Origin of the sequence: Streptomyces sp. NPDC002680, from assembly GCF_042889145.1 — a bacterium.
Classification (GTDB): Bacteria; Actinomycetota; Actinomycetes; order Streptomycetales; family Streptomycetaceae; genus Streptomyces; species Streptomyces adonidis.
The window spans coordinates 237,280-263,005 of sequence record NZ_JBIAQP010000003.1 but is presented as its reverse complement, the minus strand read 5'-3'; the positions used below and the strand labels follow the sequence as shown (position 1 = coordinate 263,005).

The 25,726-nt window shown below is 69.9% G+C and carries 21 protein-coding genes and 1 riboswitch; of the genes, 11 read left to right on the top strand and 10 right to left on the bottom strand.

Annotated features, from left to right (window positions below; all coding sequences use genetic code 11):
* The 5 genes from ACFYXF_RS10860 to ACFYXF_RS10840 form a co-directional block, all read right to left on the bottom strand.
* On the bottom strand, positions 1-483 hold the full coding sequence (locus ACFYXF_RS10860) for an NUDIX domain-containing protein (RefSeq protein ID WP_389349213.1): 483 nt from the start codon (positions 481-483) through the stop codon (positions 1-3).
* Positions 484-641: 158 nt separating this feature from the next.
* Positions 642-1,547, bottom strand: coding sequence for a LysR family transcriptional regulator (locus ACFYXF_RS10855; RefSeq protein ID WP_389349212.1), 906 nt, complete (start codon positions 1,545-1,547; stop codon positions 642-644).
* Positions 1,548-1,781: 234 nt separating this feature from the next.
* Positions 1,782-2,951 (bottom strand): cystathionine gamma-lyase, encoded by a 1,170-nt coding sequence (locus tag ACFYXF_RS10850; RefSeq protein WP_389349211.1) that lies wholly within the window; start codon positions 2,949-2,951, stop codon positions 1,782-1,784.
* A complete protein-coding gene (locus ACFYXF_RS10845; RefSeq protein ID WP_389349210.1) occupies positions 2,948-3,439 on the bottom strand; it encodes a low molecular weight protein-tyrosine-phosphatase in 492 nt (163 codons plus the stop codon). The genes ACFYXF_RS10850 and ACFYXF_RS10845 overlap by 4 nt, the downstream gene beginning before the upstream one ends.
* Positions 3,440-3,448: 9 nt before the next feature.
* Entirely contained in the window at positions 3,449-3,826 is a 378-nt protein-coding gene (locus tag ACFYXF_RS10840) for a phage holin family protein (protein WP_389349209.1), read from the bottom strand.
* A 48-nt stretch (positions 3,827-3,874) separates the two neighbouring features.
* Between ACFYXF_RS10840 and ACFYXF_RS10835 the strand changes: the two genes are divergently transcribed.
* From ACFYXF_RS10835 to ACFYXF_RS10820, 4 genes are all read left to right on the top strand, one after another.
* Complete coding sequence (locus ACFYXF_RS10835) at positions 3,875-4,192, top strand: cupin domain-containing protein (RefSeq protein ID WP_389349208.1); 318 nt, start codon at positions 3,875-3,877, stop codon at positions 4,190-4,192.
* 172 nt (positions 4,193-4,364) lie between these two features.
* Positions 4,365-4,577: a DUF5326 family protein gene (locus ACFYXF_RS10830; RefSeq protein ID WP_006373816.1), complete on the top strand. Its 213-nt coding sequence runs from the start codon at positions 4,365-4,367 to the stop codon at positions 4,575-4,577.
* A 215-nt stretch (positions 4,578-4,792) separates the two neighbouring features.
* A complete protein-coding gene (locus ACFYXF_RS10825; RefSeq protein WP_389349207.1) occupies positions 4,793-5,731 on the top strand; it encodes an IclR family transcriptional regulator C-terminal domain-containing protein in 939 nt (312 codons plus the stop codon).
* A gap of 99 nt (positions 5,732-5,830) precedes the next feature.
* Entirely contained in the window at positions 5,831-6,268 is a 438-nt protein-coding gene (locus ACFYXF_RS10820) for an SsgA family sporulation/cell division regulator (protein WP_235476861.1), read from the top strand.
* A gap of 83 nt (positions 6,269-6,351) precedes the next feature.
* On the opposite strand, the gene ACFYXF_RS10815 is transcribed toward ACFYXF_RS10820, so the two are convergent.
* Entirely contained in the window at positions 6,352-7,956 is a 1,605-nt protein-coding gene (locus tag ACFYXF_RS10815) for a YibE/F family protein (protein WP_389349206.1), read from the bottom strand.
* A 437-nt stretch (positions 7,957-8,393) separates the two neighbouring features.
* A riboswitch (TPP riboswitch) is annotated at positions 8,394-8,580 on the top strand.
* Between ACFYXF_RS10815 and thiC the strand changes: the two genes are divergently transcribed.
* A complete protein-coding gene (thiC, locus tag ACFYXF_RS10810; protein ID WP_389349205.1) occupies positions 8,573-10,375 on the top strand; it encodes a phosphomethylpyrimidine synthase ThiC in 1,803 nt (600 codons plus the stop codon). It overlaps the preceding riboswitch by 8 nt.
* Positions 10,376-10,468: 93 nt before the next feature.
* On the opposite strand, the gene ACFYXF_RS10805 is transcribed toward thiC, so the two are convergent.
* The 3 genes from ACFYXF_RS10805 to ACFYXF_RS10795 all read right to left on the bottom strand — a co-directional run bounded on the left by ACFYXF_RS10805 (position 10,469) and on the right by ACFYXF_RS10795 (position 14,188).
* On the bottom strand, positions 10,469-11,338 hold the full coding sequence (locus ACFYXF_RS10805; RefSeq protein WP_389349204.1) for a hypothetical protein: 870 nt from the start codon (positions 11,336-11,338) through the stop codon (positions 10,469-10,471).
* Positions 11,339-11,543: 205 nt separating this feature from the next.
* Complete coding sequence (locus tag ACFYXF_RS10800) at positions 11,544-12,662, bottom strand: metallophosphoesterase (protein ID WP_389349203.1); 1,119 nt, start codon at positions 12,660-12,662, stop codon at positions 11,544-11,546.
* Positions 12,663-13,075: 413 nt separating this feature from the next.
* Complete coding sequence (locus ACFYXF_RS10795) at positions 13,076-14,188, bottom strand: LacI family DNA-binding transcriptional regulator (protein ID WP_389349202.1); 1,113 nt, start codon at positions 14,186-14,188, stop codon at positions 13,076-13,078.
* Between the two features lie 441 nt (positions 14,189-14,629).
* On the opposite strand from ACFYXF_RS10795, the gene hisC reads away from it, so the two are divergent.
* The 6 genes from hisC to ACFYXF_RS10765 all read left to right on the top strand — a co-directional run bounded on the left by hisC (position 14,630) and on the right by ACFYXF_RS10765 (position 24,731).
* Complete coding sequence (gene hisC, locus ACFYXF_RS10790) at positions 14,630-15,709, top strand: histidinol-phosphate transaminase (RefSeq protein WP_389349201.1); 1,080 nt, start codon at positions 14,630-14,632, stop codon at positions 15,707-15,709.
* A gap of 151 nt (positions 15,710-15,860) precedes the next feature.
* Positions 15,861-17,369 carry a cytochrome ubiquinol oxidase subunit I gene (locus tag ACFYXF_RS10785; protein ID WP_389349200.1) on the top strand — a complete coding sequence of 503 codons (1,509 nt, stop codon included), beginning with the start codon at positions 15,861-15,863 and terminating at the stop codon, positions 17,367-17,369.
* Positions 17,370-17,390: 21 nt separating this feature from the next.
* On the top strand, positions 17,391-18,395 hold the full coding sequence (cydB, locus tag ACFYXF_RS10780; protein WP_389349199.1) for a cytochrome d ubiquinol oxidase subunit II: 1,005 nt from the start codon (positions 17,391-17,393) through the stop codon (positions 18,393-18,395).
* A gap of 78 nt (positions 18,396-18,473) precedes the next feature.
* Complete coding sequence (cydD, locus tag ACFYXF_RS10775) at positions 18,474-22,001, top strand: thiol reductant ABC exporter subunit CydD (RefSeq protein ID WP_389349198.1); 3,528 nt, start codon at positions 18,474-18,476, stop codon at positions 21,999-22,001.
* Positions 22,002-22,052: 51 nt separating this feature from the next.
* Entirely contained in the window at positions 22,053-23,567 is a 1,515-nt protein-coding gene (locus tag ACFYXF_RS10770) for a GAF domain-containing sensor histidine kinase (RefSeq protein WP_389349197.1), read from the top strand.
* 102 nt (positions 23,568-23,669) lie between these two features.
* Positions 23,670-24,731 carry a M23 family metallopeptidase gene (locus ACFYXF_RS10765; RefSeq protein ID WP_389349196.1) on the top strand — a complete coding sequence of 354 codons (1,062 nt, stop codon included), beginning with the start codon at positions 23,670-23,672 and terminating at the stop codon, positions 24,729-24,731.
* A 74-nt stretch (positions 24,732-24,805) separates the two neighbouring features.
* Here the strand turns inward: ACFYXF_RS10765 and ACFYXF_RS10760 are convergent, their stop codons facing one another.
* Entirely contained in the window at positions 24,806-25,675 is an 870-nt protein-coding gene (locus ACFYXF_RS10760; RefSeq protein ID WP_389349195.1) for an HAD family hydrolase, read from the bottom strand.
* Between the last annotated feature and the right edge of the window lie 51 nt (positions 25,676-25,726).

Genomic DNA, 25,726 nt, shown 5'->3' with positions numbered 1-25,726 from the left:
TCAGCCCAGGTCGGGCGCGTGCATCGCTCGTACACCCTCGATGTTCCCGTCCAGATAGTGGCGCAGCGACAGCGGCACGAGGTGGACGGAGGCGATGCCGACCCGGGTGAAGGGGATACGAACGATCTCGTACTCGCCGCAGGGCTCGTCGATTTCAGGGCCATGGCGCAGCGCGGGGTCCATGGACTCCAGCCGACAGACGAAGAAGTGCTGCACCTTCACACCCGTGGCACCGCCGTCCGCGCCGATGTGCTCGACGGTGTCCACGAAGCAGGGCACCACGTCGGTGACCTTGGCGCCCAGTTCCTCGTGCACTTCACGGTGCAGGGCGTCGACGACGGTCGTGTCGTCCGGTTCGACCCCGCCGCCCGGAGTGAGCCAGTAGGGATCGACCCCCGGCTTGGTCCGCTTGATGAGGATCAGGTCATTGCCATCGAGCAGGATGGCGCGTGCGGTGCGCTTGACCACGGGTCGGACGGTCATGGGAGAAATGTGGCCCGGCTGGTTCCACGTGAAACATATCGGCTCCCCATGAAGCGTTCTCGGCCGCGCAAAATGCGCTGGGTCCGCACGGGTGAAATGCCTGTTTCACGTGAAACATCGCAGAGGTCCGCAGAAGGATCACCGGGATTCATGGAGGCTCAGGCCCAGTCGGCGGCCGCACGCTGGAGCCACTCGTGCGCCCGCGCGATATGGGGCATCGCCAGTGTGCCGGTGCGGACCACCAGGAAGTACGTCCGCAGTGGGGGCACCGCCGGATCGAGCAGGGCAACCACCTCGCCGCGCTCCAGCGCGGGCGCGCACAGATAGCGGGGCAGTACCGCGAGCCCTGCGCCCGCAGCGGCGCACGTGAGCACCGCGCGCAGGTCGGGCACGATGACGGTGCCCGAGGCCGCCGGGCGGGAGTCGAAGACGGAGGCCCAGTAGCGGGCGATGAAGGGCAGTGACTCGTGGACCTCCACCACAGGGAGGTTCTCCAGGACGGACGCCCCCTTGCGGCGCAGTTTCCCGGGGCCGAAGTGGCCGGCCCAGCGCGGCGCGGCGACCAGGACGTGTTCCTCGTCGCAGAGCGCAGTCGCTGTGAGCAGGGAGCCACGCGGACGGGCCGTACTGATGGCCAGATCGTGATGTCCGGCGGACAGTCCCTCCAGGGTTTCCTCGGCATTGCCGAACGAGACACGCAGCGCGAAGCCCTGGCCGTCGTCCCCGGTCAGTTCGGTGAGCGCGGGAAGCGCGCGCTCGGCGGTGAACTCCGGTGGTCCCGCCAGATGCAGTGTCCGTACGGAGGAGTCCTCGTCGAGACCGGTCTCGGTGATCTCCACGAGCGCGTCGAGATGCGGCGCGGCCTTGTGCGCGAGCTCGTCGCCGATGGTCGTGGGGGTCACTCCACGGGCCTGACGCAGGAACAGAGGGCGCCCCAGCTGTCGCTCCAGGGTGCGGATCTGCGAGGTGACGGCAGGCTGCGAGAGGCCGAGCAGAGCGGCGGCACGGGTGAAGGAGCCGGCACGGTGGACGGTCACGAAGGTGCGCAGCAAGGCCAGGTCCATGCCGCGCCCTCCCCTTCTCCGCTTCTCTGCCCTTCTCCCGGCCCCCCGGCCGCGCCCAACTATAAATAAGTCGATAGGTCTCTGTCGCTACAGTGATTGGACACTGACACAGAGTCAACTAGCCTTGCTTGCGCGGTTCTTCGCGCGCGGAACCGCGGCGGTCCGAGCCACGAGGGGGGAGGCTCGGACCGCCGTCGCGGGTAGCTGAGCGCCTCTCCGCCCCGCGCCGAGTGGTCACTCGGCCGACTCCTCCAGCGCTCGCAGCACATCCGCCACCAGGTCCTCCGGGTCCTCGGCGCCGACCGAGAAGCGCACGAAGCCCTCGGGCACGGCGTCCCCGCCCCACCGGCCGCGCCGCTCGGCCGTGGACCGCACACCACCGAAGCTCGTCGCGTCGTCCACGAGCTGCAGCGCGTCGAGAAAACGGTCGGCACGCGCGCGCGTGGGCAGCACGAAGGAAACCACACACCCATAGCGCCGCATCTGCCGCGAAGCGATCTTGTACGAGGGATCCTCCGGCAGCCCCGGATAGCGCAGCCCGGTCACCTCGGGCCGCCCGCGCAGGGCCTCGGCGAGAGCCAGCGCGGTCGCGTCCTGCCGGTCGACCCGCAAGGGGAGCGTGGCGATCGACCGGTGCGCGAGCCAGGCCTCCATGGGCCCGGGAATCGCCCCGACGATCTTGCGCCACCGCCGTACGGAGGCCATCGCGGAGGCGTCCGCCCCGGTGACGTAACCGAGCAGCACGTCGCCGTGCCCGGTGAGCTGCTTGGTTCCGCTGGCCACGGAGAAGTCGGCACCGAGTTCCAGCGGGCGCTGGCCGAGCGGTGTCGCCAGGGTGTTGTCGACGGCCACGAGACAGCCACGCGCGTGTGCCGCCTCGGCGAGCCGTCGGACGTCGCACACGTCGAGTCCGGGGTTCGACGGGGTCTCGATCCACAGCAGGCGCGCGCCGTCGAGAACGTCTAGCTGGGCGTCGCCACCCGTCGGAGCGGTGCGCACCTCGATGCCGTACGCCTCCAGTTGGGCCCGTACCAGGGGCAGAGCCTGGTAGCCGTCGTCGGGCAGGACGACGGTCTCCCCGGTGCGCAGCTGGGAGAAGAGCACCGCCGACACGGCGGCCATGCCGGAGGCGAAGACGAGTGTCTCGACGCCGTCCCGCCCCGGAGCCTCCAGCTCGCCGATGGCGCGCTCCAGCAGCGTCCAGGTCGGGTTCTCGTCGCGGCCGTAGGTATAGGGGCCGGTGGGGGCACCCGGCAGGTGGTAGTGGGCCGCGAACACCGGACCGGGGAGGGCCGGTTCGTACTTGACCGGCTCGGGCAGCCCCGCCCGCACCGCGCGCGTGCCGTCACCCAAACCCGGGTTCGCGCGTACGCCCGAATCCTTGTCCGCAGCCGGATCGCTCATGCCGCCCGTCCCTCCACTTCCGCCTGTACCGCGGCGAGCAGGCCCTCGCTCGCCGCCTCCACCATCTCAAGGCACTCCTCGAAGCCGTCGACACTCCCGTAGTACGGGTCCGGTACGTCGAGATCGGTGCCCGCGGCCGGATCGTACGAGCGCAGCAGCCGCACCTTCTCCGCGTCCTCAGGAGTGGGTGCGAGGCGGCGCAGCGCCTTCAGGTGGCCTGCGTCGAGGGCGATGACGAGGTCGAGGCGGGCGAACCACGCGGCCCGGAACTGACGGGCCGCATGGTCGCCTTCGTAGCCCGCCGCCGCCAGCACGGAGACCGTACGCGGGTCCGCGCCGTCGCCCTCGTGCCAGCCGCCCGTGCCGGCACTGTCGACCTCGACCAGGCCTGCCAGCCCGGCCTCCTCCACGCGCGCGCGGAAGACCGACTCCGCCATCGGGGAGCGGCATATGTTGCCGGTGCAGACGAAGCAGACGCGGTAGGTCATCGGGAGTCCTCAGTCATTGTCGGGCAGGACGATGTGCAGCGCCCAGGAGACGATCGAGATGATCAGGCCGCCCAGGACTGCCGTCCAGAAGCCGTCCACGTGGAAGCTCAGGTCGAACTTGTCGGCCAGCCATGAGGTGAGCAGCAGCATCAGGGCGTTGACCACCAGGGTGATCAGGCCGAGCGTGAGGATGAACAGCGGGAAGGTGAGCACCTGGAGGATCGGCTTGACCAGGAAGTTCACCAGGCCGAACAGGAGAGCGACGACAATCAGTGTGCCGATCTTCTTGCCCGTGCTGTCACCGGTCAGGGTGATCTTGTCCAGCACCCACACGGCCACGCCGAGAGCACCCGCGTTGGCGATCGTCTTGACTACGAAATTCTTCATGTGTCTGATCGTGGCAGACGAGATCGGTTACGAGCGTGGGCGAGGGCGATGAAGGCATTCCGGTTGGATGAACTGGAGGCGGAACGTGCCGCCAACGACGGCGCCTACCTGCAGTTCCTGCACGAACGGAACATGTCGGTCGGCCTGTACGCACTGGACGCGGGCGAGCAGGACCCGCAGCAGCCGCACAGCCAGGACGAGGTGTACTTCGTGGTGAGCGGGCGCGCCGCGATCACCGTCGGCATGGAGACGACCCAGGTGGCACGCGGCAGCGTCGTGTACGTGCCGGCCGGGGTGGCCCACAAGTTCCACCACATCAGCGAGGATCTGCGGGTCATGGTGATCTTCTCTCCGCCCGAGAGGTGACCTGCGGCCTCAGGGTTCCCTAGGGGTTCGATCAGGGGAGGACAAGGGATGCGAGGCCCCCGCCCGGCCCCCTCCGCCCCTAGCATCGAAGGCGGAACATCGAATGTCCCGGCACGAGCGAAGGGCACAGGCCCCGGCGGATGCGACGGGCGGAACAGTAAGGAAAAGGGCGATGCGAGAGATCTTCGCGGGAATGCCGTGGTGGGTGAAGTGGGTCGCGGTGCCGGTCATCGCCCTCGTCGTGTTCGGCGGTCTGATAGCGACCGTCGTCGGCTTCGTCATCGGCCTGCTCTTCAAGGCGCTGGTCTTCGTCGCCCTGGTCGGCGGACTCATCTACGTCGTACGGAAGTTCATGTCGAGTTCGTCCTCACGCAGCGACTGGTGACCGGCGAGGGGTGATCGGCGTACGGGAGCGGGACAACGCGGGCGCCGGTAACAGGATTCGCCGGTTCCCTCGGGCGGGGGAAGTTTCCCGTACGGGCCGTCTGCGCGCGGCGACAGGCGGTTAGAGTCCGGAACCCGACGCGGGGACGGCCCCCGCGGACGGCGCATCCCCTCCTTCCGTGTCTCTCCGCACGGGCAGCCCCCTCGCCTTCGAGAGTGACCCTCGTCATGGTCGACACCGCACCCGCGGAACCACAGGCTCCACCCGTACAGCGCCGACCCGAGCAGCGGGCCGCGCCCTCCCCGGGGACACGCGTCCGGCCCACCGAGAGACCCGCGCCGGCACCCGTGGCCGCGCTCGTACCGGCATCTGTCCCCGTCCTCGTGCCGCCCGCCGAACCGCACCCCACGGCGACCCTCATCGGCTCCGTACAGCGGGCGATGCGACTGCTGGAGTCCGTCGCCACGCACGAGCACGGCGCTCCCGCCAAACAACTGGCCCGCGAGACCGGCCTCGCCCTCCCGACCGCCTACCACCTGCTGCGGACGCTCGTCTTCGAAGGCTATCTGCGGCGCGAGAAAGGGCTGTTCTTCCTCGGCGAGGCGGCCGAGCAGCTGGGCAGCAGCGGTGCACGGCAGAAGCGGCGCAGCACGGTGGTGGACGCACTCGCGCACTGGCGGGACGCGATCGGCGTACCCGTGTACTACGCGGTGTACCGCGACGGCGAGGTCGAGGTCATGTGCGTCTCGGACACCCCCGCCAACCCGGCGGTCGAGGAGTGGGCGGACTTCCGCGAAACCGGGCACGCGCACGCCGTCGGACAGTGCCTGCTCTCGCAGTTGGACGAACAGGACCGCCGCGACCATCTCGAACGTCACCCCGTGCAGGCGGTCACCCCCTACACGGTCCGCGACAGTCACGCGCTGCTGCGCCGCCTCGACCGGATGCGGCGGATGGAACTGGTCGTGGAGCGGCAGGAGTACGCGCTGGGGACGGTCTGTGCGGCGATTCCGATCACCATCGGATCCACGGCCGCCACTTTGGCCATTTCTCTACCTTCCAGCCAGGCCGATCGACTGCTAATCGCGGCGCAACAGCTGCAAACAGAGGTCGGAAGACTGCTCGGGTCCCTTGCGATCTCTATCAGTATCTGAAAACTCACTCCTTGTGATTCACCGTGTACTTTCAGCAAGATGCGAGCAGTATCAGAGCGATGATTCCAGGCCAGTTCACGGCAAGTGACGGGGTAGGCGATGCGCGAGTCGGTGCAGGCAGAAGTCATGATGAGCTTTCTTGTCTCGGAGGAGCTCTCCTTCCGCATTCCGGTGGAGCTGCGCTACGAGACCTGTGATCCCTATGCCGTCCGGCTGACCTTCCATTTGCCTGGCGACGCCCCTGTGACCTGGGCCTTCGGGCGCGAGCTGCTGATCGACGGCGTGGGTCGGCCGTGCGGGGACGGAGATGTGCGGATCTCGCCCGCCGACGCGGATGTCCTGGGCGAGGTGCTGATCCGGCTTCAGGTCGGCGGCGACCAGGCGCTGTTCCGCTCCGGGGCGGCGCCGCTGGTGGCGTTCCTCGACCGCACGGACAAGCTGGTGCCGCTGGGGCAGGAGCGTTCCCTCGCCGACTTCGACGCCCACCTCGACGAGGCGCTGGTCCGCATCCTGGCGGAGGAACAGAGCGCCGGCTGAACGGATCGGCGGCGGAGTTCCCGGCGGTGACGTAACGCTTCTCCTCCTCGGCCGGAGGAGAAGCGTGCCCAGTCGCGCCTCGCTCAGTGCTTGCGGCGACGGCCCTTCCCCGCGCGGGCCGGGGCCGACTGGGCCGCCGCCCCTGCTCCCGCTCCCGTGCCTGCTCCCGCCGGAGTCGCGGGCCCGGCCCCCGCTGTCGCTCCCGCGGCCAGAGGTGCCGTGCCCGGGCGGTCGGCGGAGACCATCAGGGCCGCCAGGAGCGTGGTCACCGGCACGGACGCGACCAGGCCGATCGAGCCCACCAGGGTCCGTACGATCTCCTCCGCGACGAGTTCGCTGTTGGCGACCGTCCCGACGCTGCTCTGCGCGATCGAGAAGAGCAGCAGCAGCGGCAGCGCGGCGCCCGCGTAGGCGAGTACGAGGGTGTTGACGACGGACGCGATGTGGTCGCGGCCGATGCGGATGCCTGCGCGATACAGCCCACGCCACCCCATTGTCGGATTGGCCGCGTGGAGCTCCCAGACCGCCGATGTCTGCGTCACCGTCACATCGTCGAGGACACCGAGCGAACCGATGATGACGCCCGCGAGCAGTAGGCCGCTCATGTCGATGGACGGATACAGGCCATGGATCAGGCCCGTGTTGTCGTCTGTGTTGCCGGTGAGCGCGGCCCAGTCGATGAACCCCGAGCCGAGGACGCCGATCAGCACCAGTGAGATCAGGGTGCCGAGCACCGCCACGGACGTACGGGCCGAGAGGCCGTGGCACATGTAGAGCGCGATCAGCATGATGGCACTGGCGCCGATGACCGCCACGACCAGCGGATTCGAGCCCTGGAGGATCGCCGGCAGGATGAAGAAGGTCAGCACCATGAAGCTGACCGCCAGTGCGACCAGCGCCATCACACCGCGCATACGGCCGACGACCACGACGGCGAGCGCGAAGATGCCGGCCAGCAGGGCCATGGGGAGCCTGCGGTTCACATCGGTGACCGAGTACTGAAGGTCCCTCGGCGCGGAGGGCTCGTAGGCGACCACGACCTTCTCGCCCTGGTGCAACTGCCGTGACTGGTCCGGCTGGACGATCTCCGTGAACGTACGGCCCTTGTCGTCACCGGTGTCGACCCGGATCGTCGCCCTCTTGCAGTCACCGGTCGCCTGCTGCTGGGCGGAGGAGCCCTCGGCGGTGGATGTGTCGCCGGTCGGGGTGTCCCCCGAGGCGTTGACGGACTTGCAGTCCACCGCGACGACCTTGGTGACCGTCGCCTCCTGGGTCTGCCGGTCGAATCCGACGCCGGTGCGCTCGTGCGCCGGAGCGCCCCCGGGCCACAGCACCGCGAGCCCGACCACGACCGCCGCGGCGAAGGGGATCAGGATCGCGCCGATGATCTTCCGCAGATGGATGGAGACAGGGGCGGCCGGGCCATGGCTGTGACTGTGGCCGTGCGACGAACCGTGATTGTCGTCGGGCCCGTGGGAGTCGTCGGACCCGGGTCCGTGCCCGCCCTCGTGCTCGCCACCCGGTCCGGCTCCGTGCCCAGCACCTCGTCCAGGGCCATGGCCACCACCGGAGTTGCCGCCAGGTCCGCCACTGTGGCCGTCACCGGGGCCATGCCCGTGCCCATGGTCTGCGCCGTGATCGTGCCCACCGCCTGCCCCGGGGCCAGGACCTCGCCCGCCACCGGACATGGGAAGGGGGCCGAACTGACCGGTCCCGGGCCCTTCGGCTCCGTACCCGGGACCTGGGCCTTGGCCGCCCGGGCCCGTACGGCTGCCTTGACCCGCCCCCGATCCGGGCCCATAGCCGCGATCGATCCGCTGACTGGGCCCGTATCCGGGACCGCTACTCGGTCCGGTCGCTCCGCCGGTGCCGCCGCCCGTTCCGGCTCTGGTTCCGGGCGCACCACCGGAGCCGCCGGGGCCGTCGCCCAGCCGGAACCTGCGCTGCGGGCCGGTGTCGTCGCCATTTCCGCTGCCCGGCCCGGAGGCGCGCCCGGCACCGCTTCCGCGCGGTGGCTCGGAGGGCGGGTACGGGGGTCCTTGCGTCGTGGTCACCGCCCGATCATCGCAAGAACGGCAGGGGCCCTCTGTTCACCTCGCCCAAATTGACGCTAGCGTGGAGGCACCTTTGCACACGCGGGAGCTCGGAGCACCGGGCTGAGAGGGCGCTGACCTCCGTCTTTGCGATGTTTCACGTGGAACATGTGGAACGAGTGATGTTTCACATGAAACATCGGCAGACGGAATCCGCTGCGTCGACCGCTGAACCTGTTACCGGGTAATGCCGGCGTAGGGAGTAGGTCTCATGACCATCAAGGACGCACGCACGCCTGCCTCCAGCCAGGACGAACAGCCCCTTCAGGGCGAACCGTCCCAGGAGGCCCGGAAGTCCATCGGCTGGCACAAGGGATATGTCGGCGGCTCGCGCCCCGATCTGCGGGTGCCGGTCCGTCAGGTGCACCTCACCAATGGGAAGTCGGTCACGCTGTACGACACCTCGGGCCCGTACACCGACCCGCTGGTCGACACCGACGTCCGCAGGGGGCTGGCCCCGCTGCGCGACAACTGGATCATCGCCCGTGGCGACACTGAGGAGTACGCGGGCCGTCCCGTCCGTCCGGAGGACGACGGGATCAAGCACACCTCGCCGCGCGGCGGGCTCAGGAACCTCGACGCGGTGTTCCCGGGACGGCCCCGGCAGCCGCGCCGGAGCCGGACCGGACAGGCGGTGACGCAACTCGCGTACGCCCGCCGCGGGGAGATCACGCCCGAGATGGAGTTCGTGGCCGTCCGGGAGCACGTGGACCCCGAGGTCGTCCGCGAGGAGATCGCCGCCGGGCGGGCCGTACTGCCCGCCAACGTCAACCACCCGGAGATCGAGCCGATGATCATCGGCAAGCGGTTCCTGGTGAAGGTCAACGCCAATATCGGCAACTCCGCGGTCACCTCCTCCATCGAGGAGGAGGTCGAGAAGATGACCTGGGCGACGCGCTGGGGCGCCGACACCGTCATGGACCTGTCCACCGGCCGCAATATCCACACCACCCGTGAATGGGTGCTGCGCAACTCCCCCGTCCCCATCGGCACCGTGCCGCTCTACCAGGCGCTGGAGAAGGTGGACGGCAGGGCCGAGGAGCTGACCTGGGAGATCTACAAGGACACGGTCGTCGAACAGGCCGAGCAGGGCGTCGACTACATGACGGTGCACGCGGGCGTCCGCCTGGCGTACGTACCGCTCACCGCGAACCGCAAGACCGGCATCGTCTCGCGCGGTGGTTCGATCATGGCGGCGTGGTGCCTGGCGCACCACAAGGAGTCGTTCCTGTACACGAACTTCGAAGAACTGTGCGAGATCCTCGCCGCGTACGACGTCACCTACTCGCTCGGCGACGGCCTGCGGCCCGGCTCGATCGCGGACGCCAACGACCAGGCACAGTTCGCGGAGTTGCGGACGCTCGGGGAACTCAACACAATCGCGAAGCGTTTCCATGTACAGACGATGATCGAAGGCCCGGGACACGTCCCGATGCACAAGATCAAGGAGAACATCGACCTTCAGCAGGAGATCTGTGATGAAGCTCCGTTCTATACGCTCGGCCCGCTGACGACGGACGTCGCGCCTGCGTACGACCACATCACTTCCGGCATCGGTGCCGCGATGATCGCCTGGTGGGGCACGGCCATGCTCTGCTATGTCACGCCCAAGGAGCACTTGGGCCTGCCCAATCGTGACGACGTCAAGACCGGCGTCATCACCTACAAGATCGCCGCCCACGCAGCCGACCTCGCCAAGGGGCACCCAGGTGCGCAGGAATGGGATGACGCGCTCTCCGACGCCCGCTTCGAGTTCCGGTGGGAGGACCAGTTCAACCTGGCCCTCGACCCGGACACAGCACGCGAGTTCCACGACGAGACCCTGCCGGCCGAACCCGCCAAGACAGCCCACTTCTGCTCTATGTGCGGGCCGAAGTTCTGCTCGATGAAGATCTCCCACGACATCCGCCGGGAGCACGGCAGCACACCGGTCGAGATCGAGCAGGGCATGGCACAGAAGTCGAAGGAGTTCGCGGCCGCGGGCAACCGGGTCTATCTGCCGATCGCGGACTGACAGCGACAGAGGGGCTGTGCGGAAGCCCAGGTGGTCAGGCGGCTGAGACAGCCGCCCGCTCCACCTGAGTCCTGCGTGCGGACCACCGGTCGGTCACTCCGGCGGGTGGTCCGGGCCTCCGAAGTCCGGGCTGGTGAAGTCCGGGCTCGAGAAGCTGGGGCGGTGGCTCGTCGTCGGGCCACCTTCGGGGCTGGTGAAGCCGGGCCGGTTGTAGCCGAGGTTCGGCATGCGGCCGGTGGTGGGTTCCGGGGCCGGTTTGCGGTGCATGGCCGTCGTACCGGGGTCGGCGAGGGCCTCGCGGAGGAACGGCAGGATGCCGCGCTCCAGCAGGGCCTCGCGCCAGGCCTCCCTGGCCTGCGCCACCTCCCCGGTCAGTTCGCCGTACGCCCCGGCCTCCTCCTGGTCCGGGCTGTTGCGCAGGGCGGTGAGCAGCAGGCCGACCGCGGCGACGAGGATCGCTGCCGCGGTCACCGCACCGAACACCCATCCGGTGGTGAGCATGGTCTTGGCGAACGCCGGCTCGGGGTCGAGCATCTTGAGGATGTAGCCCACGAGCAGGAAGATCGCTGCGGCCGTGCCGGCGAGGACGGGAGCCAGGACCGCGACGACGGCGACGGCGCCCGCCCCGGCGGTCTCGGCGGCGACCTCGCCCATGCCGGTGGCGAACCCCATGGCGCCCGGCTCGGTGGAGCCGGATCCGCGGACGGACGACGGGTTGGACGGCGCCGGGTGGCGCAGTTCGTCGCGGACCTTCACGTAGTGCTGGTATTCGGCCGCCGCGGCGACCGTGATGAGTGCCGTGGCGTTGAGTGCCATGGTGCGCAGTTGTTCGGGGTTCAGACGCTGACCGACGGCGGCCAGTTCCGGGCGGTGTGGGGCGGAGCGCAGCGCCTCATCGAGGATCCGCTCGTATTCCTGGCGGTCCTCGTTCAGCAGGTGCTGCGGAACGCTGTTCATGTGCATCCCCCGATGCTCCGTAGGGCTTGGGGCTCGGCATGCTGACGAGCCGTCGGGCAGAAACGGAGGGGAGCCTGCTACGGATAAGCCGATGGTAGAGCGGCGACGGCGCGCGGTGACAGGGGGTTTGAAGAAATTGCCGTGTGACTGTCCCCCGCCCGATGCGGTTCACCGCCGGGGAACGCCTGCCCCAAGAACGCCCGGATATCCGTCAGAGATCCAGCGGAAGTTCCTGGACCAGCAGTTTTCCGGCCATGGTCACGCCGCCGTCCATCGCGATGGCGAGTCCGTCGGCGTAGACGTGCGGATGTTCGATGTTCGGACCGGAGTTGTCCTCGCCGTCGTCCTCGGTGCCGACGTCGCCCACCAGATAGGGGATGGGGCTGTGGCCGTGAACGATGCGGGTGCCGCCGTACGTATCGAGAAGGGAGCGTACGGCCTCGGCACCGCCCTCGTCGCGGAAGGAGAAGCGCTTGGTGAACTTGCGGAACAGATCCCACACCTCGTCCGCGTCGTTGCGCGTGATCGTCTCGCGGACGGTGTCGTTGACCGCCTCGATCGAGTCGCCGTAGTCGAGGTAGGCGGTGGTGTCCGAGTGCACGAGCAGATGGCCGTCGACCTCCTCGATCGCGTCGAGGCGGGCCATCCACTGGAGATGGTGGTCCTGCAGCCGGTCCATGTCGGTCTTCTGGCCGCCGTTGAGCAGCCAGGCCGCCTGGAAGGTGGCCGTGCCCGCGCCCGAGTTGACGGGGGTGTCGCCGAACCGCTTCGCGCCGAGGAGCAGCAGCTCGTGGTTGCCCATGAGGGCCTTGCAGTAGCCGCCGGCCGCGGCCGCCTCGGCGGACAGCCGCATCACCAGGTCGATGACGCCGATGCCGTCCGGGCCGCGGTCGGTGAAGTCGCCGAGGAACCAGAGCCGGGCGGTGCCCGCGGACCAGTTGCACTCGCTGTCGATCAGGCCCTGTTCCTGGAGGGCGCCCACCAGTTCGTCGAGGTAGCCGTGGACGTCCCCGACGACGAACAGGGGTCCAGGGCCGTCGGCGGCCAGGTCGGCTGGGTCGACGGTCACCTGAAGCGTGTCACCGCGGTTGATGACGGGCAGGTCGCGCTGGGTCGGCGTGTACCCGTCGGGGTGCTCCTCCAGGTCCGCCAGGGTCTGCGCGCCCTCCGCGGTCTCCTGGACCTCGGTGCCGGCCGCCCCGGCGGCGCTGTCGCCGGGGGCCGTGCCGTCGGCGTACGGACCGGTCTCATGGACGTACGCGGGCACCCGGAAGTCGCGCAACGTCGCCGTCCGCGTCACCTCGGGTCCCTGACCGGCCCCCTGAGTCATCGACCCCTCCACCATCGCGCCGCATCTGCACCGCATCGGACTGCCTGGTCGCAGCGGCCCGCGGTGTCGTGGGCCCATCATAGGAATGCGGATCGCGCCATGTGATGACCCAGGGGTGGTGAATCGGCGAAGGAGCCCAGTTCATCGCGGCTTTCGCCCCGATTCGGAGGGGCTTTCCCGTACGGGACCGCCCTGGACTCCCCTGCTTCGTACCTTGCTCCACCCCTCGGACACCGACGCTTCGTACGATCATGACACCGGCGCCCGAGAACTGTCCCGAGGCCGGTGCCCGCGTTCCTGAACGGGGCCGGGCTCCCGCTTCCCCTACGGGGCCGACCCCTCGTACGGCCCCGCTCGTCGGGAGCCCGCCCCGCACAAGCCCACGTTCCCCGCCCCTCCTCACCGCCCCCGGATCAGCCTTCCTCGGGCGACCGCGGCGGACTGACCGTCGTACGCGGCGGACGGCGCTGCGAGGACGTCCGCACGATCAGTTCCGTCGGTATCACCTGCTCGACCGGCAGGTCCGAATCGACGTTCTCGATGGCGTCGATCAGGAGCTGGACCACCGCCGTGCCGATGCGGCGCGGCTTCAGGGAGAGCGTGGTGATCGGCGGTTCCGTGGTGGCGTACACCGTGGACTCGCTGCAGCAGACCAGCAGCAGGTCGTCCGGGACGCGCAGGCCGTAGCGGCGGGCCGCGGCCAGCAGGTCGGTGCCGTTGGGGTCGAACAGGCCGTAGACGGCGTCCGGACGGTCCGGGCGGGCCAGCAGCCGGTCGGCGGCCACGGCGCCCGCGCACGGGTCGTGCGCCGGGTAGGCCTCGTACACCGGGTCCTGGCCGACCCGCTCGCACCAGTGGAGGTACGCCGTGGTGGAGAGGTGGGTGTACGTGTCGGTGGAGGTCCCCGTCAGGAGGCCGATGCGGCGGGCGCCGGCGGCGGCCAGGTGGTCGAGGATGCCCAGGACCGCCGCCTCGTGGTCGTTGTCGACCCACGCGGTTACCGGGAGCGAGCCCGCCGGGCGGCCGTCGGAGACGACCGGCAGGCCCTGCCGGACGAGTTCGGTGACCACCGGGTCGTGGTCGGACGGGTCGATGACGACCGTGCCGTCCAGGGCGACGTTCGACCACACGTCGTGGCGCGAGGTCGCCGGCAGGATGACCAGGGCGTAGCCCCGGGCGAGCGCGGCCGAGGTGGCGGCTCTCGCCATCTCCGCGAAGTACGCGAACTCGGTGAAGGTGAAAGGTTCATCCCCGTATGTCGTCACGGTCAGGCCGATCAGTCCTGACTTGCCGGTACGGAGGGTTCGGGCCGCGGCCGACGGGCGGTAGCCCAGCCGGTCGGCGACCTCACGGACATGGCGTCGGGTGGCGTCCGGGAGCCGGCCCTTTCCGTTGAGGGCGTCGGAGACGGTCGTGATCGAGACCCCGGCGGCGGCGGCCACGTCTCTGATGCCTGCCCGTCCCGGCCGACTGCCTCGTCGGGTTGTCTCCGCGCGGCTCACCTGGTGCTTCCCTGCTGCTGTCATGGCGAGCCGATAGTAGGGCTCATGCGGTGGGGTAGTGCGGACGCATATGCAGTCGTTGACAGGCACGTTTCTGCATGGTCAAAAGTCGTCAACTGCCTTAGAAAGAAAGTCAGTTGAACGATATTACTGCCCTACGTGACTTGTCCGCGCGCATAGGCCTGCCAAGTGACCGATGTTTCGAAGAGGTCTCAACTCACCTCTACGAGGGATGCGCGCCACGGCGTGAGCCACCGGCGCATGCCGAAAGGTGTGGTGCGCCCCCTGATTCGTACAACTTTGTACGGTGGTACCCCTGATGCCTGTGTGACAGGTGGGGTTGGCGCACGCAGGGCGGGGCGAAGCCGGTGGACGTGTTCCGGACACGACCGACCCGTACGCAGCGGCGCCGAATCCTCATAAGGTGAGGAGCATTGGTAGCTGGTGGTCACGAGGAGGACTGTGGTGAGCGAGACGAGCCCCAAGCTGCGTGCCGAGCTGGAGGGTATCCCCACCTACAAGCCGGGCAGGCCGGCCGCGGCCGATGGTCCGGTGGCCTACAAGCTGTCCTCGAACGAGAACCCGTATCCGCCGCTGCCCGGCGTGCTGGAGACCGTGACGGCCGCGGCCGGGGCCTTCAACCGCTACCCGGACATGGCCTGTACGGGGCTCATGAACGAGCTGGCCGAACGTTTCGCCGTGCCGGTCTCCCACATCGCCACGGGCACCGGTTCGGTCGGCGTCGCGCAGCAGCTGGTCCAGTCGACGAGTGGGCCCGGCGACGAGGTGATCTACGCCTGGCGGTCCTTCGAGGCCTATCCGATCATCACGCAGATCAGCGGCGCCACGTCGGTCAAGGTTCCGTTGACGCCCGGGGACGTGCACGACCTCGACGCGATGGCGGACGCGATCACCGACCGGACCCGGCTGATCTTCGTCTGCAACCCCAACAACCCGACGGGAACGGCCGTACGGCGGACCGAGCTGGAGCGGTTCCTGGACCGGGTGCCCGATGATGTGCTGGTCGTACTGGACGAGGCCTACAAGGAGTTCGTGCGGGACATCGAGGTGCCGGACGGGGTCGTGCTCTACCGCGACCGGCCGAACGTCTGTGTGCTGCGGACCTTCTCCAAGGCGTACGGCCTCGCCGGGCTCCGGGTCGGGTTCGCGATCGCGCACGAGCCGGTGGCGGCGGCGCTGCGCAAGACGGCGGTGCCGTTCGGGGTGAGCCAGCTCGCCCAGGACGCGGCGGTGGCCTCGCTGCGGGCCGAGGACGCGCTGCTCGGCCGGGTCGGTTCGCTGGTGTCCGAGCGCACCCGGGTGGTCGACGGGCTGCGCGGCCAGGGCTGGACGGTGCCCGACACCCAGGCGAACTTCGTTTGGCTGCGGCTGGGGGAGCGCACGGTGGACTTCGCGGCGGTGTGCGAGCGGGCCGGGGTGGTCGTGCGGCCGTTCCCGGGCGAGGGGGTCCGGGTGACGGTCGGCGAGACCGAGGCGAACGACATCTTCCTGAAGGTGGCGGAGGGCTTCCGCAAGGAGATCTAGGGCACATTCGGATGCCGTTTCAGCTGGTCAGAGCTGGTGAAGGGGGTCGCTGCCGAGCGGGCGGGGACCCCCTTCACCTACTGAGGAAACGGTGCTGCATAATTGCTTGTGAATGTGAACGCTTTCACAAGCGTAGGTAAGGAGCGGCACCGTGAACCTGGCTCTGGCGCCGGAGACCCTGGCGCGATGGCAGTTCGGCATCACCACCGTCTACCACTTCCTGTTCGTCCCGCTGACGATCTCCCTGGCCGCGCTCACCGCCGGCCTGCAGACCGCCTGGGTGCGCACGGAGAAGGAGAAGTACCTCAAGGCCACCAAGTTCTGGGGCAAGCTCTTCCTGATCAACATCGCGATGGGTGTCGTCACCGGCATCGTGCAGGAGTTCCAGTTCGGTATGAACTGGTCCGACTACTCGCGCTTCGTCGGCGATGTCTTCGGTGCTCCGCTCGCCTTCGAGGCGCTGATCGCCTTCTTCTTCGAGTCCACCTTCATCGGGCTGTGGATCTTCGGCTGGGACAAGCTGCCGAAGAAGATCCATCTGGCCTGCATCTGGATGGTCTCGATCGGCACGATCCTGTCGGCGTACTTCATCCTCGCGGCCAACTCCTGGATGCAGCACCCCGTCGGCTACCGGATCAACGAGCAGAAGGGGCGCGCCGAACTCACCGACTTCTGGCTGGTCCTCACCCAGAACACCGCGCTGACCCAGGTCTTCCACACCCTCTCCGCGGCCTTCCTCACGGGTGGCGCCTTCATGGTCGGCATCGCCGCCTTCCATCTGACGCGCAAGAAGCACATTCAGGTGATGAAGACCTCGCTGCGGCTCGGCCTGGTCACCGTCGTCATCGGTGGTCTGCTCACCGCGATCAGCGGCGACACCCTCGGCAAGGTCATGTTCAAGCAGCAGCCGATGAAGATGGCCGCCGCCGAGGCCCTGTGGGACGGCGAGGCACCCGCGCCCTTCTCCGTCTTCGCCTACGGCGACGTGGACAAGGGCCACAACAAGGTCGCCATCGAGATCCCGGGCCTGCTGTCCTTCCTCGCCAACGACGACTTCAGCTCGTACGTCCCCGGCATCAACGACGTCAACAAGGCCGAGCAGGAGAAGTTCGGGCCCGGCGACTACCGGCCCAACATCCCGGTCGCCTACTGGGGCTTCCGCTGGATGATCGGCTTCGGCATGACGTCCTTCGCGATCGGTCTTGCCGGACTCTGGCTGACCCGCAAGAAGTTCATGCTGCCGCAGCATCTGCGGGTCGGCGACGACGAGGTGCCGAACCTCTCGCTGCTTCCCGGCAAGGCCCTCGGCCCGACGCTCACCAAGTGGTACTGGCGCATCGCCATCCTCACCCTGGGCTTCCCGCTGATCGCCAGCTCCTGGGGCTGGATCTTCACCGAGATGGGCCGTCAGCCCTGGGTCGTCTACGGCATCTTCCAGACCCGGGACGCGGTCTCCCCCGGGGTCTCGCAGGGCGAGATCCTCACCTCGATGATCGTCTTCACCTCGCTCTACGCGATTCTCGCCGTCATCGAGGTCAAGCTCCTCGTGAAGTACGTCAAGGCCGGACCGCCCGAACTGACCGAGGCCGACCTCAACCCGCCCACGAAGATCGGCGGCGACCCACAGGACGCCGACAAGCCGATGGCCTTCTCCTACTAGGCCCAGGGAGCTGGAATCGCCATGGAACTTCACGACGTCTGGTTCGTCCTCATCGCCGTCCTGTGGACCGGCTACTTCTTCCTGGAGGGCTTCGACTTCGGGGTCGGTGTCCTCACCAAGCTGCTCGCCCGTGACCGGGCCGAGAAGCGGGTCCTCATCAACACCATCGGGCCCGTCTGGGACGGCAACGAGGTGTGGCTGCTCTCGGCGGGCGGCGCGACCTTCGCCGCCTTCCCCGAGTGGTACGCCACCCTCTTCTCCGGCTTCTATCTGCCGCTGCTCCTCATCCTGGTCTGTCTGATCCTTCGGGGCGTCGCCTTCGAGTACCGCGTGAAGCGGCCCGAGGAGAACTGGCAGCGCAACTGGGAGACAGTGATCTTCTGGACCTCGCTGCTGCCCGCGTTCATGTGGGGCGTGGCCTTCGCCAACATCGTGCGTGGGGTGAAGATCGACGCGGACTTCAACTACGCCGGGAATCTCGCCGACCTGCTCAACCCGTACGCCCTGCTCGGCGGCCTGGTCACCCTGTCGCTGTTCACCTTCCACGGCACGGTGTTCGTCGGTCTCAAGACCGTCGGGGACATCCGGGAACGGGCACGGAAGCTGGCGGTTCGCGTCGGACTCGTGGCCGCCGTCGTCGCGCTCGCCTTCCTGACCTGGACCCAGGCCGACAAGGGCGACGGAGGCTCCCTGGCCGCGATGATCGTGGCCGTGCTCGCGCTCGTCGCCGCGCTGGGGGCGGCACAGAAGGGGCGTGAGGGCTGGGCGTTCGCGTTCTCCGGGGTCACTATCGTGGCAGCCGTCGCGATGCTGTTCCTGACGCTCTTCCCGAACGTCATGCCGTCCTCGCTCAACCCGGACTGGAACCTCACGGTCACCAACGCCTCGTCGAGCCCGTACACGCTGAAGATCATGACGTGGTGTGCCGGGATCGCCACCCCGCTGGTCCTGCTCTACCAGGGCTGGACGTACTGGGTGTTCCGCAAGCGGATCGGCACGCACCACATCGCCGAAGCCGCGCACTGAGTTGCAGCTGTCTGCGGGAGGTGGTTTCGCGATGTTTCACGTGAAACATCGCGAAACCGTCCCCCTGGACCGAAGGGCATGTTTCACGTGAAACCAATCGATCCGCGACTCCTCCGGTACGCCGGTGCCACACGCCGTTTCCTGCTCGCGGTCGTCGGCCTGGGTGCCGTCGGCGCCGGGCTGGTCATCGCGCAGGCCATGCTCATCGCCGAGGTGGTGGTCGGTGCCTTCCAGCACGGACTGTCGGTCACCGAACTCCGTACGCCCCTGCTGCTGTTGACGGCCGTCGCCGCCGGCCGGGCGGTGGTCTCCTGGCTCACAGAGCTGGCCGCGCACCGGACGAGCGCCGCGGTGAAGTCGGAGCTGCGCGGGCGGCTGCTGGAGCGGTCCGTCGCGCTGGGCCCCGGGTGGCTGAGCGGTCAGCGGACCGGGTCGCTGACCGCCCTCGCGACCCGGGGAGTCGACGCGCTCGACGACTACTTCTCGCGCTATCTCCCGCAGTTGGGGCTCGCGATCGTGGTGCCCGTCGCCGTGCTGGCCCGGATCGTCACCGAGGACTGGGTGTCGGCGGCGATCATCGTCGGCACCCTGCCGCTGATTCCGGTCTTCATGGTGCTGATCGGCTGGGCCACGCAGTCCCACATGGACCGTCAGTGGCGGCTGCTGTCCCGGCTGTCGGGGCACTTCCTCGATGTCGTGGCCGGGCTGCCGACGCTGAAGGTGTTCGGCCGGGCCAAGGCGCAGGCCGAGTCGATCCGGCGGATCACCGGTGAGTACCGGCAGGCGACGATGCGGACCCTGCGGATCGCCTTCATCTCGTCCTTCGCGCTGGAACTGCTGGCGACACTGTCCGTGGCGCTGGTCGCGGTGACCATCGGTATGCGGCTCGTGCACGGCGAGATGGACCTGTACATCGGGCTCGTCATTCTCATCCTCGCGCCCGAGGCGTATCTGCCGCTCAGGCAGGTGGGTGCACAGTTCCACGCGGCGGCGGAGGGGCTGGCCGCGGCCGAGGAGATCTTCGCCGTCCTGGAGACGCCGGTGCCGGAATCCGGCACGGGGGCGGTTCCGGAGGGCGGGGTGGCCTTCGAGGGCGTCACCGTCCGATATCCCGGGCGGTCGGTCGACGCGGTGGCCGACGTGTCCTTCGCGGTGGAGGCCGGGGAGACGGTCGCGCTCGTCGGGCCGAGCGGAGCGGGCAAGTCGACGCTGCTGCACGCGCTGCTCGGGTTCGTACGGCCGACGGAAGGCCGGGTGTGCGTCGGGGGAGCCGATCTCGCGGGCCTGGATCTGGAGCAGTGGCGTTCACGGGTGGCCTGGGTGCCGCAGCGGCCGCATCTGTTCGCCGGGTCGATCGCCGAGAACGTACGGCTGGCCCGCCCCGACGCCGACGACACCGCCGTACGGAGGGCACTGGCCGACGCCGGTGCGCTGGAGTTCGTGGACGCGCTGCCCGAGGGCATCGACGCGGCGCTCGGTGAGGACGGCGCCGGGCTCTCCGCAGGGCAGCGGCAACGGCTTGCGCTGGCCCGGGCGTTCCTCGCGGACCGGCCCGTGCTGCTGCTCGACGAGCCGACGGCCGCGCTGGACGGGGAGACCGAGGCCGAGGTCGTGGCCGCCGTGCGACGCCTCGCCGTCGGACGGACGGTGCTGCTGGTCGTGCACCGGCCGGCGCTGCTGGGGGTGGCGGACCGGGTGGTACGGCTGACGGAGGCCGCTGTACCCGCTCACCTGCCCGTTTCCGAGCAGGCCCGTGGTTCCCTCGGCGGCGACGGGCTCCTCGTGGATGCTCCGCAGCTGCCCGTGGTCGACGAGGAGGAACTCGTATCCGGCGCTCCCGCAGGGCGAGTTGGTGTGCTTGCGCGGGTGCGGGCCATGTCCGGGGCCCGGCGCGGGCGGCTCGGGCTCGCGCTGCTGCTCGGGAGTCTCGCGCTCGGTAGTGCCGTCGGGCTCATGGCGACCTCCGGGTGGCTCATCTCGCGGGCCTCGCAGCAGCCGCCCGTGCTGTATCTGATGGTCGCCGTGACGGGCACGCGGGCCTTCGGGATCGGGCGGGCCGTCTTCCGGTACGCCGAGCGGCTGGTGTCGCACGACGCCGTGCTGCGGATGCTGGCCGACACCCGGGTCGCCGTCTACCGGCGGCTGGAGCGGCTGGCGCCCGCAGGACTGCGGACGACCCGGCGCGGCGACCTGCTGTCGCGGCTCGTCGCCGATGTGGACGCCCTCCAGGACTACTGGCTGCGCTGGCTGCTGCCCGCCGGGGCCGCCCTCGTCGTCTCCGCCGCCTCCGTCGGGTTCACGGCGTGGCTGCTGCCCGAGGCCGGCGCCGTGCTCGCCGCCGGGCTGCTCGCCGCAGGAGTCGGCGTCCCCCTCGTGACCAGCGCCGTGGCCCGGCGCGCGGAACGCCGGCTCGCCCCGGCCCGCGGGGCTCTCGCCACGCACGTGGCCGACCTGCTCACCGGAACCGCCGAGTCGACGGTCGCGGGCGCCCTGAACGCACGTACCGAGGAAGTCCGGCGGGCCGACTCCACGCTCACCCGGATCGCCGAGCGCGCTGCCACCGCCACCGCGCTCGGCGACGGACTCACCGCCCTGCTGTCCGGACTCACCGTGGCGGCCACCGCCCTCGTGGGCGCCCAGGCGGTCGCCGACGGGCGGCTCGGCGGTGTCGTGATGGCCGTGGTCGTCCTCACTCCCCTGGCCGCCTTCGAGGCCGTCCTAGGGCTGCCGCTCGCCGTGCGCTACCGGCAGCGGGTGCGCAGGAGCGCGGAGCGCGTGTACGAGGTCCTGGACGCGCCCGAGCCCGTACGCGAACCCGAGCAGCCCCGGCCCGCGCCCCTGTCGCCGTTCCCGGTCGTCGTCAAGGAGCTGGCCGCCCGCCATGCCGGGCAGGCCCGGGACGCGCTCGCCCACTTCGACTTCACCCTCGACGAAGGACGTCGGATCGCCGTGGTCGGCCCGTCCGGGTCCGGGAAGACGACCCTCGCGCAGGTGCTGCTGCGGTTCCTGGACGCGGACGCCGGCTCCTACACGCTGGGCGGCGTGGACGCGTACGCGCTGGACGGCGACGACGTACGGCGGCTGGTCGGGCTGTGCGCCCAGGACGCGCACCTCTTCGACAGCTCCGTGCGCGAGAACCTGCTGCTCGCGAAGAAGGACGCCACCGAGGACGACCTGCGGGACGCCCTCGCCCGGGCCCGGCTGCTGGACTGGGCCGAGTCGCTGCCCGACGGGCTCGACACACTGGTCGGCGAGCACGGGGCGCGGCTGTCCGGCGGGCAGCGACAGCGGCTGGCGCTCGCCCGGGCGCTGCTCGCGGACTTCCCGGTGCTGGTGCTCGACGAGCCCGCCGAACACCTCGACCTGCCGACCGCCGACGCGCTCACCGCCGATCTGCTGGACGCGACCAAGGGCCGTACGACGCTGCTGATCACCCACCGGCTGGCCGGTCTCGACGCCGTGGACGAGGTGATCGTGCTGGACGGCGGGCGGGTCGCGCAGCGGGGGACGTACGCGGAACTGGTCGCCGTCGACGGCCCGCTGCGGGGGATGGCGGAGCGGGAGGCGGAGTCCGAGCGGCTGGCTCTGGTGGCGGCGGGGAGCTAGCCGCGCACTGCTCGACTTTCGGTGACAAACGGTACTAATTAGGCTCGGGGGATGTCCGACCCACCGCTTCGTCCCGAGCCGTGTGTGCCGCAGTTGCTGGAGGCGATGCGGGCCGTCGGGAGCGGGCTCGGGCCGCATGCCACGCTGGAGCGGATCTGTGCGACGGCGATCGCCCTGGTGGACGCCGAGCGAGCGGACATCGAGGTCCTCGCCGAGGACGGTGACGGCTTCGCCGACTTCGTTCACCACGGCGTCGACGCGGAGACCGCCCGGTGGGTCGAGCCGATCCGGGTGCACGGTGAGGTCTTCGGGAACCTGTACCTGGGTGACAAGCGCGGCGGCGGGCCGTTCACCGAGCACGACCTGACCCTGGTCCGGGTGCTTGCCACCGAGGCGGGCATCGCCATCGGCAACGCCCGTCTGTACGAGGCCGCCCGGCAGCGCGAGCGCTGGATCGACGGGTCCGTGGCCGTGACGACCGCGCTGCTCTCGGGCGGCGACATCGGCGACTCCCTGCGGATCGTCGCCGAACAGGCCCGCCGGCTCTCCGGGGCCGCGGCCGGGATCGTGCTGCTGCCCACCGCCGAGGGCGGCCTGGAGATCGTCGCCATGGACGCGGAAGGCCCGTCGGACGCGCTCGGGGTGATCGTCCCGCCGGAGAGCGAGGTCGTCGCCGAACTCCTCGACGGCGAGCCGGTGTTCGTCGAGGACGCTGCCACCGACCCCCGACTGGCCCTCGGCACCGGCCTCACCCGCGACTTCGGGCCCGCCATGCTGCTGCCCCTGCAGAGCGACGGCCGGGTCGTCGGCAGCCTCGCCATGCCCCGCGCGCGGGGAGAGCGCGCGTTCACGGAGACCGAGCGCGCGCTCGCCGTCCAGTTCGCCGCACAGGCCGCGCTCGCGCTGATGATGGCCGAGGCCCAGCGCGACCGCGAACGGCTCGCGGTGTACGAGGACCGCGACCGGATCGCCCGTGACCTGCACGATCTCGTCATCCAGCGGCTGTTCGCCACCGGGATGATGCTGGAGAGCGCCCAGCGCGGATCGGTCGCTCCCGGCGTACGGGACGGCGTCGGCAGGGCCGTCGACGAACTCGACGTCACCATCCAGGAGATCCGCACCGCGATCTTCGCGCTCCAGGACGACCCCGGCGAAGTGCCGTCCGAACTGTCCACACGGGTGGAGCGGGAGATCCACATGGCCTCCGTGGCGCTCGGTTTCACGCCCTCGCTGCGGGTGGTCGGCCCGGTCGACACCGCCGTCGGCGAGCTGACCGGCAAGAACCTCGTCGCCGCCCTGCGCGAGGGGCTGTCCAACGCCTTCCGCCATGCCGGGGCGTCCCGGATCGACGTCGTGGTCGACGCGAACGTGACCTTGCCGGACGGCCGGCCGGGCGTACGGCTGACCGTCGCCGACGACGGCGTCGGCATCCCCGAGGGCGGTCGGCGCAGCGGCCTCAGGAACCTGCGACGGCGTGCCGAGTCGCTGGGCGGCGACAGCAGTCACGGACCCGGCAGCGGCCCGGACGGCGGCGGTACGACGGTGGTGTGGCAAGCGCCGTACTGAGGCCGTCGTGAACCCCGTTGCTGAGCCGTTCGTGGCAACGGGTCCCCCAGGCGTACGACTTGAACAGGCAGCCTGCCCGGTTTGCGGTGCACGATCGCTGACATGGGCTCACGTCGCCGTCATCCGCTGCTCGTTCCGGTTCTGCTGTGCGCGTTCGTGGTCCTGGTCGCCCGGCCCACGGACGCCTCGGGCGAAGGTGTCGACCCCGACTCCGCCACCGACTCGGGCCTCAGCGCCGAGGTGACCCGGCTGTACGCGGATGCCGCCGTGATCACGCAGCAGTACGAGGCCGGACGGCGCGAGGCCGAGGCGGAGGGGGCAAAGGCCAGGCGGTACGAGGAACTCCTCGTCCGTGAACGGCGTGACATCGCCGTCCTGCACGAGGATCTGGGCCGGATCGCACGTGGCCAGTACCGCAGCGGCGGCGGTCTGCCGCTCACCGCGCAGATGCTGCTCGCGGACAGCCCCGACGAGCTGATGCGCGGTCAGCGGGCCGTGTGGCAGGCCGATCTCGCCGTGAACAACGCGATCGACAAGAGCCGGCGCGCGGAGGCCCGGCTCGCCGCCGACGAGGCGAAGGCGGCGGCGCACTGGCAGAAGCTGGAGCGGCGCAACGGCGAGATCGCCAAGCTGAAGCGGACCATCGAGGCGAAGCTCGAAGAGGCCCGCTGGACGCTGCAGGGCCGCGCCGACGCCTCGGTCGCGGCGGGCTCGTGCCGGGGTGCCGTCCGGCTCGACCAGCCGGACCCCGGGACCATGCCGGAGTACGTCACGCCCGTGGAGACGTACGAGCTGTCCGCGAGTTTCGGCAGCGGCGGTGACCGCTGGGCCAACGGGCACACCGGGCAGGACTTCGCGGTGCCGATCGGCACTCCGGTGCGGGCGGTCGGCGCGGGCACGGTCGTGTCGGTGTCGTGCGGGGGCGCCTTCGGGATCGAGATCGTGATCGAGCACCCTGGCGGCTACTACACGCAGTACGCGCACCTCGCCGCCGTCACCGTCGACCAGGGGCAGCGGGTGACCCCGGGCCAGTGGATCGGCCAGACCGGCACGACCGGCAACTCGACCGGCCCGCACCTGCACTTCGAGGTACGCGTCACCCCGGAACTGGGCTCCGGGGTGGACCCGGCGGCGTGGCTCTCGGCGCGCGGGGTGCAGTTGTAGGAGGCGGGTGGGGCGCGTCGGTAAGGGGCATGTGCCCTGGCGGACGCCCCTTACCGCGGCCCGCAGCGGCTCCCTCAGCCGCGTTCCGCGAGCAGCCGCTCGATCACGATGGCGACCCCGTCCTCGTTGTTGGGCGCCGTCTGTCCCGAGGCCGCCGCGAGGACGTCCGGGTGCGCGTTGCCCATCGCGTACGACCGGCCCGCCCAGGTGAGCATCTCGACGTCGTTCGGCATGTCCCCGAAGGCGACGACCTCCTCGGCCGAGATGCCCCGCTCCGCGCAGGACAGGGCCAGGGTGCTCGCCTTGGAGACACCGGGGCCGCTGATCTCCAGCAGCGCGCTGGGGCTGGACCGGGTGACGGTGGCCCGGTCGCCGATCGCCAGCCGGGCCGTGGTGAGGAACGCGTCGGGGTCGATCGTGCGGTGGTACGCGAGGATCTTGAGCACGGGCTCGCCGTCGCTCGGCCCGCCCGGGGCCAGCAGCTTCTCGGCGGGCGCCAGATTGTCCGGCAGCTCCATGTGCAGCTTCGGATACTCCGGCTCCTGGTGGAAGCCGTACGTCTGCTCCACGGCGTACACGGTCCCCGGCGCGGCCTCGCGCAGCAGGCGTACGGCGTCCAGCGCGTTGTCCCTGGCCAGCTCCCGCACCTTCACGAAGCGGTGGGCGCCGGGGCCGCCGTGCAGGTCGACCACGGCGGCGCCGTTGCCGCAGATCGCCAGACCGTGGCCATGGACGTGCTCGCTGACGACGTCCATCCAGCGGGCCGGGCGGCCCGTGACGAAGAAGACCTCGACGCCCGCGGCCTCTGCGGCGGCCAGGGCGGCGACCGTGCGCGGGGAGACCGACTTGTCGTCGCGCAGCAGTGTGCCGTCGAGGTCGGTGGCGATCAGCCGGATCGGGACGGTGGCGGCGGGGGTCTCGGGCTCTCGGGTCGCTGAGGTCACCCGGCCATTCTCGCGTATGAGCGTGCACGGCCGTGCGGGAGCCCGCACAGG